The 14,245-nt window shown below is 46.9% G+C and carries 10 protein-coding genes, 1 pseudogene and 1 riboswitch; of the genes and pseudogenes, 4 read left to right on the top strand and 7 right to left on the bottom strand.

The genetic code is table 11. The features are described from left to right. Positions 1 to 34 precede the first annotated feature (34 nt). On the top strand, positions 35 to 679 hold the full coding sequence (locus WMO29_RS01595; protein WP_349163464.1) for a hypothetical protein: 645 nt from the start codon (positions 35 to 37) through the stop codon (positions 677 to 679). A gap of 204 nt (positions 680 to 883) precedes the next feature. Here the strand turns inward: WMO29_RS01595 and WMO29_RS01590 are convergent, their stop codons facing one another. From WMO29_RS01590 to WMO29_RS01580, 3 genes are read right to left on the bottom strand one after another with little or no spacing between them, the layout of a single operon-like run. Continuing rightward, entirely contained in the window at positions 884 to 2,407 is a 1,524-nt protein-coding gene (locus WMO29_RS01590) for an ATP-binding protein (protein ID WP_349163463.1), read from the bottom strand. A 15-nt stretch (positions 2,408 to 2,422) separates the two neighbouring features. Continuing rightward, positions 2,423 to 3,748, bottom strand: coding sequence for a vWA domain-containing protein (locus WMO29_RS01585; protein ID WP_349163462.1), 1,326 nt, complete (start codon positions 3,746 to 3,748; stop codon positions 2,423 to 2,425). 9 nt (positions 3,749 to 3,757) lie between these two features. Then, positions 3,758 to 4,753: a leucine-rich repeat protein gene (locus WMO29_RS01580; protein WP_349163461.1), complete on the bottom strand. Its 996-nt coding sequence runs from the start codon at positions 4,751 to 4,753 to the stop codon at positions 3,758 to 3,760. A 243-nt stretch (positions 4,754 to 4,996) separates the two neighbouring features. On the opposite strand from WMO29_RS01580, the gene nrdD reads away from it, so the two are divergent. Beyond that, positions 4,997 to 7,174, top strand: coding sequence for an anaerobic ribonucleoside-triphosphate reductase (nrdD, locus tag WMO29_RS01575; RefSeq protein ID WP_349163460.1), 2,178 nt, complete (start codon positions 4,997 to 4,999; stop codon positions 7,172 to 7,174). Positions 7,175 to 7,326: 152 nt separating this feature from the next. Beyond that, entirely contained in the window at positions 7,327 to 7,890 is a 564-nt protein-coding gene (nrdG, locus tag WMO29_RS01570) for an anaerobic ribonucleoside-triphosphate reductase activating protein (RefSeq protein WP_349163459.1), read from the top strand. Between the two features lie 224 nt (positions 7,891 to 8,114). Here the strand turns inward: nrdG and WMO29_RS16740 are convergent. Next, positions 8,115 to 8,183, bottom strand: a pseudogene (locus WMO29_RS16740) (family 1 glycosylhydrolase); the annotation flags it as partial. A 153-nt stretch (positions 8,184 to 8,336) separates the two neighbouring features. Then, a complete protein-coding gene (locus WMO29_RS01565; RefSeq protein ID WP_349163458.1) occupies positions 8,337 to 8,963 on the bottom strand; it encodes a DUF3786 domain-containing protein in 627 nt (208 codons plus the stop codon). Between the two features lie 226 nt (positions 8,964 to 9,189). Between WMO29_RS01565 and WMO29_RS01560 the strand changes: the two genes are divergently transcribed. Continuing rightward, the gene (locus tag WMO29_RS01560) at positions 9,190 to 9,621 is read left to right on the top strand and encodes an Rrf2 family transcriptional regulator (RefSeq protein ID WP_349163457.1); all 432 of its coding nucleotides are present in this window, start codon (positions 9,190 to 9,192) and stop codon (positions 9,619 to 9,621) included. Between the two features lie 472 nt (positions 9,622 to 10,093). On the opposite strand, the gene WMO29_RS01555 is transcribed toward WMO29_RS01560, so the two are convergent. Together WMO29_RS01555 and WMO29_RS01550 are read right to left on the bottom strand one after the other, a co-directional pair. After that, the gene (locus tag WMO29_RS01555) at positions 10,094 to 13,300 is read right to left on the bottom strand and encodes a response regulator (protein ID WP_349163456.1); all 3,207 of its coding nucleotides are present in this window, start codon (positions 13,298 to 13,300) and stop codon (positions 10,094 to 10,096) included. 233 nt (positions 13,301 to 13,533) lie between these two features. After that, a riboswitch (cyclic di-GMP riboswitch) is annotated at positions 13,534 to 13,624 on the bottom strand. Positions 13,625 to 13,878: 254 nt separating this feature from the next. Next, positions 13,879 to 14,244: a helix-turn-helix domain-containing protein gene (locus WMO29_RS01550; protein WP_117658848.1), complete on the bottom strand. Its 366-nt coding sequence runs from the start codon at positions 14,242 to 14,244 to the stop codon at positions 13,879 to 13,881. Position 14,245 lies beyond the last annotated feature (1 nt).

Below are 14,245 nucleotides of genomic sequence, written 5' to 3'. Positions count from 1 at the left end.
CCTTTGCCGTCAAATACCATATAAGGAGAATTTTATGATGTCCCTATACAAGGATGTACAGAAAGCGACGGCCCGCAAGCAGGGCGTCGATGTGAAAGAACCCGCGGAAGTGACCATGTCCAATATTCTGGACGGCCCCATCAAGAGACCGGACGAGTCCAAGCTTTTCAAGACCGTAGAAGAACGCTGCGCCGACGCCAGGAGCACGGCCATGACACTGCTGCTGGTGGGCGTACTGGGCCTGGCGGCCATGATACTCGCCATCACCGGCTCCCTTCAGCTTCCTTTACCGAAAATCGCGCCTTACAGTATGAGTGTGCTGTTTTTGGCTTTTATCGGGGTGGCTGTGGCACAGATGCAAAAGTCGAAGAAGATTCTGGCCGAAGGACCTGCGGAGCATGCGCGGATCAAGAATATTAAGAAGTGGTTTGAGACGGAGGGCATCGCTGCTCCGGAGATCGCAGAACTGCCGGTGACGGTACCGGTCAATGAACTGGAGTCGCTTTATCGGAAAAAGTATGAAGCTATCAAAGAAGTGCTTCATAAGCAGTTTTCTGAAGAAGATGTAAAGCTGTTAGATAAGCTGGCAGCGGACTTTTCCGAAGACGCGCGGATTGACGCCATGCTGGAGGAGCAGGTGCGAATTGAAGCGGCAGTGCGAGATAAAAGGACTTCGTAAGAGGGGGCTTCTACAACGGACGGTCGGAAAATCAATTTTCCACGTTCGAGGCGACCTAGCCTCTCCTTAGGAAAGTTGATTTTCCAACCTGGGGTTGACCGGGAGAACTCCCGGAAGATTATCTCAAGGGGGGTTACGCTCGTGCGCAGCCCTTTTTGTTTTCAATTGCGAACGCACGGGAAATGGAATTTCCCGAACTGACTTCTACTTCAATCTTGCGATCTCGTCTCGTATCTCACGATCACTCTCATTAAAAAGCAATCTCTTATTATAGCGTTCATAACGCTCACAGTCCGTGGTCTGCAGGAAAGCCACCGCAGCCTCCGACATGTTAAGGCCGGTCAGGAAGATGACCATCTCCTGGCTGTCGCCAAAGGCTGCCTCCAGAAAATCAAAAGCATGCTCAAGGCAGCCGCTTCCGGCCTCCTGCTCGCCGGCATAGCGGGCCCGCTGCTCGCCGAAAAGGCGGCGTAGAATCTCGAAGGCTGCAGATCCATCTTCGGGATGTTCGGCTTTCAATGTGTTCTCATAGGACAACAGAGTTTCTTCCAGACGCAGGAGACGTTTCTCCTCATCCTTGGTCAGGAGCTCTGCCTCTTTTTTCTGCTGCCGTTTTTCTTCCACTGTATCCCGCAGATTTTCAAGAACCTTCGGAATCCCTTCGCCGTCTGCCGCAAAGTTTTCTGCGTTCAGCACGGAGCCCGCTGTTTTCATCTGGGCGAATAGAGCTTCGGTGAAGCGTTCTTGTTCCCGAACTTTTCGCAGGCGTTCGATGCAGCCGGACAGCAGCAGATTCACTACGCTCAGCCGCTCGTCAAAGGAGGCGTGGGACAGCTTTTTCAGGGTTGCCTCCCGGATGGTACCGCCCAGGATTTCCTCTATCTGATAATCACTCTCATATTTCCGGTAGAGCTCCAGATAGTTGGCGAATTCTCCGGCGATTTTGTCATGCTGGATGTACTGGCGCACCACCTCTTTATCCGCCTTCTTTCCCAGCTTTTCATAGACTTCTAAAAGGCGGGACAAATCCTCCCAGCCACGGGGCGTGGCAAAACGGCGGCCGTCCACCGTGCTTTCCATCTGATAAAAATGGGCAGGGCGGGCGTCCAGATAGGAAATCACCGCCGGATGGATCCGGGACTGTACCGCGTATTCCCGCCATACGCCATAATCCGGCTCCACTTCAATCTTCTTCACACGGTCCAGGGTAACCACGTCAAACTCCCGGACGGATTTGTTGTACTCGGGCGGGTTGCCTGCGGCTACAATGATCCACCCCTCGGGAATTGGGTGATTGCCGAAGGTCTTACACTGGAGGAACTGGAGCATGGCCGGGGCCAGGGTCTCGGAGACACAGTTGATCTCGTCGATGAAGAGAATGCCTTCTTTCAACCCCGTTTTCTTCATTTTTTCATAGATGGAGGCCACGATTTCACTCATGGTGTATTCGGTGACGGCTTTTTTCTGGCCGCCAAACTCCATTTCCGAGATAAAGGGCAGTCCGATGGCGCTCTGGCGCGTGTGGTGGGTGATGGTATAAGCTACCAGACCCACGCCGCACTCTCTGGCTACCTGCTCCATGATCTGAGTCTTGCCGATACCTGGCGCGCCCAGCAACAGAACCGGGCGCTGGCGCACGGTGGGGATAACGTAGTCGCCGTATTCATCTTTTAAAAGGTACGCCTCGATGGCGTCCTTGATCTCCTGTTTTGCTCTCTTGATGTTCATTTTTTTCTCCTTCTTTTATCTGTTTTCCAGATCGCTCTCCTGCAGTATCAGCTTAATCGCCCACGCCGGCACATCCACGTCCCGGTAATGGTTCTGCACAAAGATAAACGCGGTTTCATAGGGTGGCATTTTCACCGGAAACACCCCATAGCCATCCGTAAAGTACAGAAGCCCCCGCAGCCGCCAGAATTTCTTCTTCGCCAGTTGCTCTTCCACATAAGTAAAGGCCGGGCGGAAATCCGTACCGCCTCCGCCCAGGATCGTGAAATGCTCCATGTACTCTTTCAGTGCCTCCTGGCTCTCGATGAGCACGTCGGACTGGACCCGCTCGTCGCACTGGAGGATGTGGATCCGCATGCGCCTGAAGAAATTTTCTGTCTGGGAGAGCACGTCGTAGGTTTCTTCCAGAAACCGCTTTACCAGCCCCTCCTTGCAGGACATGGATGTGTCAATGACGATGACAAATTCCTCGATTTTTCGCACCTCGCTGGTCTCCAGTGGCTCAATCAGCGGCATATTTCCATACATTTCCATTCCATAGTGGTAGAAAATGTAATCAAAGCTGTCCGGATCAATCTGCATTTCCTCGTGCAGCACCGTAAATTTCCGCAAAAATTCCTTATAATCATAACGGGAGCGATTGCTGACCCGCAGCTGCTCCTTCAGATCACCTTCCCCCTCCGAGGCCTCGTTGGAGAAAAGCATCACCTCAGTCTCCATCCGTTCCCGGATATCGTCCCATTTCTTTCGGTTGGGATTCGGATTCTTCGGGCCGTTCTTCGAATCCTGCTCCCAGAGACTGTGGTCGTCCAGCCGGAACTCCATCTGCCAGCGGCTGATTTCCGCCTCCACAAGCGTTTCCTCTATAAATTTATAAATTCCTTCCGCAGTCAGCACCGGCAGCTTTTCCCGGAGTCTTGCGTACACGCTTTTTCGAAAGGCACCCGAAGAAATGTGGACGCAGCGCAGATACAGGCTGTCAATCAGCGCTTCCGTAGCCACGTCGCAGGCCAGATTCCAAAGTCTCTCATTCCGCCCTTTCCGATCAAAAGGATGACAGAACAGGCAATGAAGAATTCCATGCAGATAGAGCCTGGTGCAGGCCGCCCGCCCCCGCTGCTCATAGAGTGACAGCAGCCCATCCGGGAAATAGTACAGCGCTCCGCCATCGGTTCCGGCTGGCGACACCGTGCCCGGGGCCAGGGCCAGATTGCCCAGAGCCAGATCCAGATAGCGCAGCTTCAGGTACAGCTCGTTCCTAGACTGATTCAGGATCCGGGCCGCCAACTCCTCCTTTTTCAACTGCGCCTTTTGTTCTTCCAATATCGCGCTTTTTATCATGATGCCCTCCTACAGCTCAAACCGATCCAGGAACGACTGTTTTTTTGTATGCCCTAAAGCGCTCAATCGATCCTGCAGATACGCCACGCCCTCCGGGAATCCGTCCGACGCCGCGATGGCCGTCTGTGATAGCAGGCCATCATCCGGTTTTCCGTGTTCGGTCAGCCACATGAGCATGTCCAGATCCCGATGCTCCACTGCCTTTTCAAAGGCCTGCACAAGATGTCCGTTAAGCCAGCTCTCATAATCCTCCCGGCGATCCTCCGACAGACCCACCGGGTACTGAAGCCGGTTCAGGGTTATTTCCAATACCGTATCAAAATCTTCTTCCGCCTTCGCCATATAGTAGCAGGCATCGTAGGCCCGGAAATCCAGCTTTTTCATGTAGAAGCTGTTGCGGAAATTCATACCGCTGCCGTGCATGTGGGTCATGAGAATCCGGGCCGGGGTGTTCTCCACGCTCTCCTCAAAGAATTCCGGAAACAAAAGCTTCGCCCGGAGCTGTCCTTCTACTGTGACGGCCATTTTTTCCGGCACCTCAATGAGAATTTCCTTCAGGCAGGATGTTTCCGTCTCATCCAACGTCACATTCAGCCGCCGCAGATGGTGACAGCCGGTAAACAGGCCCGCCCCCAAATCTTTCAGACTGCTGTGGAAATGTAGCTCCGATAGTGCGTTACAATTATAGAAGGCATACGCTCCGATTTTACGAAGGCCCTCCGGCAGGCGGACTGTTTCCACCTGCATCCCCTGAAGCTCCGGGACCGTCTCCGCATCCGGTTCGGATACTTCCTGTTCTCCCGTTTCGGGATTCCATATTTTTACAGTTCTATTTCCAAGCTCATGCCAAAACTGTTCCCGATCCATATGGGCGGAAAAAGCATAGGCTCCCAGTTCCGTCACCGGATGGCCGTCAATTTCGGACGGAATTTCCGCCTCATTTCCAAAATCATAACAGCGGCGCACCACCGCGCACCCGTTTTTTATCTCGTAGGCAAACCTCATTTTCTGCCTTTGTCTCCTTTTGTCAGTCTTCTTTTTTCGCAAAGCCCTTATGCTCTTGCATCATACCATAAACTTTCTGTTATTTCCAGAAAGAATGTGTAAATAGCAAAGAATTCCTGTATATTTTCACGCATGTATACAACAATATATAGTAAATCATCATTGACACCACTACTATATCTTGTTACAATAAACTTGTCGCTAATTTTGATTACAATTTTTATCATAGAGGGAGTGTAGCACATGAAAATCATTAAACGAAGCGGAGCAGAGGTTGAATTTGATCCTCACAAGATCGTCGTTGCGGTCTCCAAGGCCAATGACAGCGTCGTTCCCAGCGCCCGGATGACCCCGGTTCAGATTAAGCGAATCGCCGAAGACGTGGAGAGCGCGGCGCTGAATATCAAGCGTTCCTTAAGCGTGGAGGAAATTCAGGATATGGTCGAGGATCAGATCATGAATCAGCGCGCCTTTGACGTGGCGAGACAGTACATCACCTACCGCTATACCCGCGCCCTGGTGCGGAAGTCCAACACCACGGACGAGCAGATCTTAAGCCTGATTGAATGTAATAATGAGGAAGTCAAGCAGGAGAATTCCAATAAGAACCCCACTGTCAACAGCGTACAGCGCGACTATATGGCAGGCGAGGTCAGCAAGGATATCACCCGCCGTATTCTGCTTCCGCCGGATATCGTGGAGGCCCATCAGGAGGGCATCATCCATTTTCACGACGCGGATTATTTTGCCCAGCATATGCACAACTGTGATCTGGTCAATCTGGAGGATATGCTGCAGAATGGTACCGTTATCAGCGGTACTCTTATCGAGAAGCCCCACAGCTTCTCCACTGCCTGCAACATCGCCACACAGATCATTGCCCAGGTAGCTTCCTGTCAGTACGGCGGCCAGAGTATTTCCCTGACCCATCTGGCTCCCTTCGTGGATATCAGCCGGAAGAAGATCCGCCGTCAGGTGGCCGATGAGCTACACTCCATCCGCGAGGCTGTGACCCAGGAGGAGATCGATTTCATTACCGAGAAGCGTCTGCGGGAAGAGGTTAAAAACGGCGTACAGATGATTCAGTATCAGGTTGTCACGCTGATGACCACCAACGGACAGGCTCCTTTCGTCACCGTCTTCATGTATCTGAACGAAGCAAAGAACGAACAGGAAAAGAAGGATCTGGCTCTTATTATAGAAGAGACTCTGCGCCAGCGTTATCAGGGCGTGAAAAATGAAAAGGGCGTCTGGATCACCCCGGCCTTCCCGAAGCTGATCTACGTGCTGGAGGATGACAATATCCACGACGAGGACCCCTACTACTATCTGACGAAGCTGGCTGCCAAATGTACCGCCAAGCGCATGGTTCCGGATTATATTTCCGAGAAAATCATGTTCCAGAACAAAGTGGACAAGAACGGCGAGGGCCACTGCTACACCTGCATGGGCTGCCGCAGTTTTCTGACCCCCTATGTGGATGAGAACGGCAAGCCGAAGTACTACGGCCGCTTTAATCAGGGCGTGGTTACGGTAAATCTGGTAGATATCGGACTTTCCGCCGAAGGCGATCTGAATAAGTTCTGGGAGATCTTCGACGACCGTATGGAGCTTTGTCACCGGGCTCTCCAGTGCCGCCATGAGCGCTTAAGCGGCACCGTTTCCGACGCGGCTCCGATTCTGTGGCAACACGGCGCGCTGCTCCGTCTGGAAAAAGGCGAGACCATTGATAAATATCTCCACGGCGGTTACTCCACCCTGTCTTTGGGCTACGCAGGCCTCTGGGAGTGCGTATACAGCCTGAACGGCAAGAAGCTCACAGAGCCGGAAGGCGAGGAGCTGGGCCTGGAGATTATGAAGAAGCTCAACGAGTACACAGCCAAATGGAAAGCAGCTGAAAATATCGACTACTCCCTGTACGGTACTCCGCTGGAAAGCACCACCTACAAGTTTGCCAAATGTCTGCAGAAGCGTTTCGGTATCGTAAAGGGTGTAACGGATCGCAACTACATTACGAACAGCTATCACGTACATGTGACCGAGAAGATCGACGCCTTTGACAAGCTGGCGCTGGAATCCAAGTTCCAGGCACTGTCGCCGGGCGGAGCTATCTCCTATGTGGAGGTTCCGAACATGCAGAATAACCTGGAGGCTGTTCTGTCCGTCATGAAGTTTATCTACAACAACATCATGTACGCAGAGCTGAATACCAAGAGTGATTACTGCCAGGTATGCGGCTATGACGGAGAGATTGAGATCAAGGAAGACGAGCACGGCAAGCTCATCTGGACCTGCCCCAACTGCGGCAACACCGACCAGAATAAGCTGAACGTGGCACGCCGTACCTGCGGCTACATCGGCACTCAGTTCTGGAATCAGGGAAGAACCCAGGAGATCAAAGAGCGTGTGCTGCATCTGTAACATAAAATTCAACTAAAATACAACGGCTTCCGGCATAAGCCGGAAGCCGTTTTGTTACAAATATCCGTAAGGAGCTGCCGTGGCAGACCCTGAAGATGAACCTTCACGAATTATAAGTTGTCATTTTTCCTGTCAGAAGGGAGATTTATCACATGAATTACGCAGTCATCAAGAAAAATGATATCGCCAATGGTCCCGGCATCCGCGTATCCCTCTTTGTCAGCGGCTGCCGTCACCACTGCAAAAACTGCTTCAACTATGAAGCCTGGGATTTTTCCTTTGGCCAGCCCTTCACCGAGGCCGTCATGGATGAGATTCTGGAGGCTCTGGCCCCTGCTTACGTGGCCGGATTATCCTTTCTGGGCGGCGAACCCTTTGAGCCTGAGAATCAGGAAGGTCTGCTTGTACTGGCCCGCCGCTTTAAGGAACGCTTTCCTGAAAAGAATCTCTGGTGCTACACCGGCTTTTCCTTTGAACGCGACCTGCTGACCGGTTCCGTCGGCGATCCGGCTGTCGCCCGGGATCTGCTCTCTCTCATCGACGTGCTGGTGGACGGGAAATACGTGGAAGAGGAGCACGACGCTTCTCTCCTGTTCCGTGGCTCCGCCAATCAGAATATCATCGACGTCCCCGCCTCTCTGAAAGCCGGACACATGGTACTTCTGCCGGGCGTCTGGCAGCGGAAAATGGGTAGCGGAAACATCCATGAGGATTAGTTTTTAATTTTTTTAATATACCGTACCGTCTCAGCCAGTTCCTTTCTGGAATTGTGCTTCGGCTCATAATCCTTGCAGGAATAGCGGTTTTTGATTACTTCTGTGAATTCCATCGTGGTTACCTCCTCATGATATACTATCGGATTCGTTCTTATTATAGCACACCACTTGCTTGGAAATTTTATCAATCATTTCGCTCAGGGAGTTCAATGCAAATTGAACTCCCTCTTCGCATATTCTCCGGTAGACGCAGAAACAAGGTCAATACAGCCCCAGGGTGTATATCCCATCAGATACCATATAGAGCAGCGTCTGCTTCCGGCTCTGAAAACAGCGCTTATAATATATTACCCAGAGGGGAATGCTAAAAACGGCCGCCGCCATAATTTCAATCAGGGTATTGACAAATTTATCAAAGCCGGACTGGAAAGTTTTCTGATCCATGATCAGAGAGAAGAAAATGCTTCCGATAATTTTTGCAGCAAAATTTCTCCAACTGTTACCGCATCTTCTACACCCAGATAATGATCAGCATGATCCTGAAGAAATATTTTGCCAGATACAGGAAATTCTTCATCTGCGAACCATATCTTTAAAGTTACCGGATATCTTGGCAGAACTGGAAAAACAGCACACAGATCTGCCGTTGTCTCTATGAATTCCGCACCCAGACTTGTACATGCTTTCTGAATTTTCTCAGGATCTTTGTCCTGCAAAAGCTTTTCCAGTTTCTGCTCTGCAGTCCGGTCAAACTTGGTCCCCCGAATCAATCCTTCTTTCAGGTTGCCAAAAGTAATGAGCTTCTGTGAGCCTTCTGTTCCATCTGCCATATCCAGATAATGCAGCAATGTCAGGTAATGCCATTCATCTATATCTGAGTTAATATAAAACTCAGGAAGTTGAATTGCAAACACTTCATGAAAGCTCGGTACCTCAAGCATATTTCGACTGCTATGAAAAACAGCTCCGCTTTTTGCAGCAATCTCCTCTCCGGAACGATTTTGCAGCCGTTTTACAGCTGCCTGCAGCATTTCCTGAAATGCACGATTTTCTGTTTGATTTTTGTATTCCATAAGTTCTCCTTTGTGAATATTTTATCGCATCATATAATAATCAATGTTTATGCAAGAATTTTGGTGGTTTCATAAATCTGGCTTTGTCCGGATTCTCTTTTATCCATTCCTGTGTTGACTTTTCCTTTAAGCTTTATTATAGTTGTAACTATATTATTTACAATCGTCAAAATTAAAAATATGTGAAAACAAAATCATTATATCATACTACAAGGAGTTTCTTATCATGAAATACTCAACGAAATTAAGCGATACTGTTCATGTAATGGTTCTGATTGCTATCAACCAGGAAAAATCTCTCTCCAGTGCCTCAATTGCAGAAAGTGTCCATACAAATCCCGGCTTTGTACGCCAGCTTATGTTAAAACTAAAAAAAGCCGGACTTATAACCAGTGTAGCCGGACATGCCCGTCCTTCTCTTTCAAAACCAGCCGAACAGATCACATTGCTGGATATTTATAAAGCAGTTGAAGGTGAGAAGCCGCTGCTTCATTTAGATACTCATACCAACCCTGATTGCGGCGTTGGCATTAATATTCAGTTGTCTTTGCAGGGATTCTATCATGAAATCCAAAAAACTGCTGAAGAAAAAATGAATATGATTACTTTACAGGATATCATAAATACCTATTATCAGCGAATATCCATGCAAAATTAATAATAGATGATGAGCGGCAGCCCCTTTTATAAATTATCATAAAGAAATTAATTTCAATTTTTCTAAAAATTTTTCAGACGCTTTAGAAAATACTTGATATTTTTCCAGATGATATGCATGCTTGCTTCTGTTTGCGGCGAAAGAGGTCAAAAACATAATTTATGTTTTCCGTCGGTATGGATGATTTTATCTAATCTTGACAATATCATTGATATCTTCTGCTTGCCCGCACTTCAAAAAATTTATGATGTTCCGGATTCGGTTTGCTTCTATAATGGTATGTAATGCGTTCACTCCGAGAAATCATCATACTGCTTCAGATTCATTTTTTTACGTTGGTCCCAGCACTCAAATGGAGAATTTCAAAGGAACCGGTATTTAATTCAACATAATAAACAGAAGTAAAATCTGCAGACATCTTATCCAGAAGTTGTGTTTCCTAGCTGCTTTTCCCATGCATTCAGGAAGGCAATTACAGCCAGTTTTCCAGAACATCATTCAGCTTATTCATATCCAGCGGTTTCGCAATATGTCCATTCATGCCTGTATTTTTTGCCAACTGTACATCTTCTGCAAAAGCATTGGCAGTCATGGCAACAATAGGCAGTTTTCCCTTTTCACCATGAAGGCTCCTGATTGCTGCAGTTGCCTCATAACCATTCATGACAGGCATTTGGATATCCATAAAAATAAGATCATACGAACCTTTCGGAGAAGCTTCCACTTTTTCAACTGCGATTTTTCCATTTTCTGCTGTTTCCACTTCTGCCCCTGTCATCCGCAAAATTTCAACACCAATTTCTCTGTTCAACTCATTATCATCAACCAGCAGAATCCTTTTTCCTGTGTAGTCTGATTCTGACAGCTTTTCCAAATAATTTCTTGCTGTTTTTTCTTTTCTTCCTGAAGTAAACTGCCGCAGTGTAGCCGTCAGCCGGGAACGGAACAGCGGTTTTGCAATAAAAGCATCTACACCTGCCGCCTTTGCCTCTTCTTCAATTTCACTGAATTCATAGGATGTCAGTACAATGATGGTAATCTCTTTCCCAATCCGTTTCCGAATCTGTCTGGCAGTTTCTATACCATCCATCTCCGGCATCTTCCAGTCCAGGATAACAGCAAAATAATCATTTTTTAGCTCATGACGTGCATAACAACGTTCAACGGCTTCCTTGCCAGAAAGAACCCATTCACCTGTAATACCGATTTCTTTCAGTGTGGCAATTGTACTTTCACAGCATGTCTTATCATCATCCACAACCAGAACCGGCAGATTCATCAGATCTCTGCCCTGTTCTTTTCCTTTTTCCTGAATCTTCAGATAAATTGTTACTGTGATTTTAGTTCCCTTGTGCAAGGTACTGTCCACTTTAATAGTGCCATTCATCAGGTTCACAATATTTCTGCTGATTGCCATTCCAAGACCGGTTCCCTGAACTCTGGTTGTCCGGTGGTCATCTGCACGGCTGAAAGGATCAAACATGATTTTCTGGAATTCCGGTGACATACCGATTCCATTATCCTCAATCGTAAATTCATAGCATCCAAGTTCTGAAAATCCATTGGGTTTTTCCTCTATGGAAAAAGTAATATCCCCACCATCCGGTGTATACTTGATCGCATTACTCATCAGATTCACAAATACCTGCTGAATCCTCAAGCTGTCACCACAGACAGCCTCATGTTCAATATGATTGATGTGTATATCAAAATTATGTTTATGTTCATCAAGCACCGGTTTCGTAAGTGTAATAAGATTATCTACCAGCTCTGACAGATTGAAATCTTCCTGTGCCAGTGTCATTTTTCCACTTTCAATACGTGCCATATCCAATACTTCATTGATCAGCCCCAGCAGATGGCGGCTTGATTCTGTGATCTTGCCGAGGCATTCAATGACTCTGTCCGGGCTCTCAACATTTGCTCCTGCGATTGCCGTCAGACCCACAATCGCATTCATTGGTGTCCGGATATCATGGGACATATTGGAAAGGAATTCTGTTTTCGCACGATTTGCATTTTCTGCGGACCGGTAAGCCTCTTTCAGTGCCTGACGGGATTCAATTTCTGCTTTCTTCTCCTGTGTCACATCCATGGATGCCAGCAATACCTTTTCCAGCTTTCCATTCTTCCATTCCAAGGGAATATAAGAAGCGATTTTATAAGTCTTTTCATCCAGGCTGCAATACTCAAACTTATAAATATCATTTTCATTTTTCAATTTCTTCCGAATATTATCCGGGGCTATCAGGATATCTATAGCTTCCAATGGTTCCAGTGTCTTATATTTTTCAAGAACCTGCATCTGAAAATCATGATAAAATCCCAGAGGTTTATATATCATCTGTCCATTCAGATTGTAGAATTCATATCTGTCATTTTCCAGATCACAGACAACAAAGCGGTCAACCAGACGCACAATACTCTGAATCAGCTGCTCCATGGAAGCATTATCCGCTGCCATCTGCAGATGCCGTGCGCTCTCTACCTTTGCCTCTGTGATATCACGCAGAAAGATCATGGCATATTCCGAATCCTCTATCTCGCCGCGTATGATTACATTACGAACCCATCGTTCTTCTCCATTCAGAGTGATACGACACTCTAAAGCCAATTCGGTTTCCAGGCCTTTCAGCTTTTCCGCAATATAACCACGGTCATAAAAAGAGGCTACCGCCTTCTTATCGGTTTCCACAACATAGGAATCCACAAAATGCCGAACCAGTTCATCCCACGTATGGCTCTGTTCAAAGACTGTCATCAGGGACGGTTCAACCTTAAAGGTATCAAAAGTATTCGCTTCCAGATTCACATAATACTCGCACAAATCTGCTTTCGTAAAAGCCCGGTGGAAAGCAGCAGATTTTTGTGCCTGCATGGTTTCTTTTTTCTCCCCATCAATGTTAATAAAAATCCCGGCAATCCTGCTGGCAGAACCATCCAGACGACGTATCACTTCTGCCGATGCCCGAAACCACTGGTATTGATTATCCTTCATTCTCATACGATACTCTACCTGGTATTTTATCTGGTTCGTCTTATCCTTAATTGCCGCCTGGAGCTGCACCATTACTCTTTCTTTATCCTGTGGATGCAGAAGATCTGACCAGGATTCCAGTTTATTCGGAAAGTCCAGAGTGTCATGATAGCCGAGCATTTTTCGGAATTCATGACTCCAGTTCGCATTCACAATCTCACTGTTTTCATCACAGTCAAAATACCAGAAGCCGGAATAGATAGCCTCATTGAGCAGTGCCAGATTTACATGATCCCAATTGACCTGTACGGACATAACCCAGATCTGTCTGCCCGCCTCATCTGTCGCATCCTCTTTACAAAGCCGTACATTATTCACTGTACCGTCTGCTGTAAGGATCTGTGCTTCCCCTGTTCCGTGAAGCTGCAAAAAACGGTCTCGCTCCAGTATATCTTCCTCGTCATAAAAGAAGTTTCTCAATGAGCCTTTTGTCTGTTCCATGAAAGTATCGAATGTATATCCTGTACTATGCAACAGCAGATTATCCACAGATAAAATAGACAGGTTTTGGTCATAAGATCCTGTCATTATACCTACCCCGCCATTATTTTCCAGTGTTTTCTGTACGGCCTGTGACATGGCCTGTGTCTGCCCCGTTACAGTCTCACCTAATGAATATATTTTGTCTTCATAATTTTTCATTTTATAAAAGTCCTCTCTCCGTCTTATGCCTTCTTCATCCTGCTTTTATCTGTATACAGAAAACCTGTCCCTGCTAGTTTTGTTACCCATTTTTGCATACAAAAAGGACACTTGCCAAAATCTGCCAGTGTCCCTACTATATTTCTCTAAAATCACACATCTATATAGTATAACAGGTATCGGAATCTCTTCTGTTCAAACATCTTTTCCATATATTATGATGATATGGAAACAGTGGCAACCGGCTGACATAGTCAAGTTTTCTGACTTTAGTCCCTTCTGGCTTTGCGACCCTGCCTTTCAACAGGTTTGCCTTTAAAATAATCTCTTTCTTTAAAAAACCATACCATGCGGTTTTCCGCACGTCAATAATTTTTTTTGAAAAATCTACACATTTTTTACTTCTATTTTTGAACTTCTCTTTATAAAAAATCTAAATCAATGAATCCTAAAAAGCTAACATTTTTTTCATATGAAGCTCATTCATCATTTATATTCATTTTCAAAATCTTTCGTGTAAATCCCAATATCAATTCCTTTTGCGTGAATAATTTCCCTAACTATTTTATTTGCCATCTCTATTCCTCCACCATGTTCTCCATCTGTTCCAACTTCTGCAAGGCTTTCATATACGCCATCAATCTTTTATACTGCGCATCTCCAAGGCTGTGAATCTGCTTTAAAATCTTAATATCCGACCTGGTAACTTCATAATCCATATCTGCATCTTTATATTCCGGATCAATTCCTTTTCCAGTCAAAAGCTGTTCGGGAGTAATCTCCAATGCATCACATATAGACAACAGACAGTCCGCTTTGGGATTCGTCTTTTTCTTCTTCCAGTCACTGATGTTACTTGTTGCAATCCCGGTCCTTCTTGAGAGTTCCAACTGCGTTATGTTCTTCTGCTCCATCACACAAAAAATTCTTTCACTGATAATCATG

The organism is Laedolimicola intestinihominis (assembly GCF_040096155.1).
Lineage (GTDB): Bacteria > Bacillota > Clostridia > Lachnospirales > Lachnospiraceae > Laedolimicola > Laedolimicola intestinihominis.
Note: the sequence above shows the minus strand (reverse complement) of the source record. Positions and strands in the feature narration are given on the sequence as shown.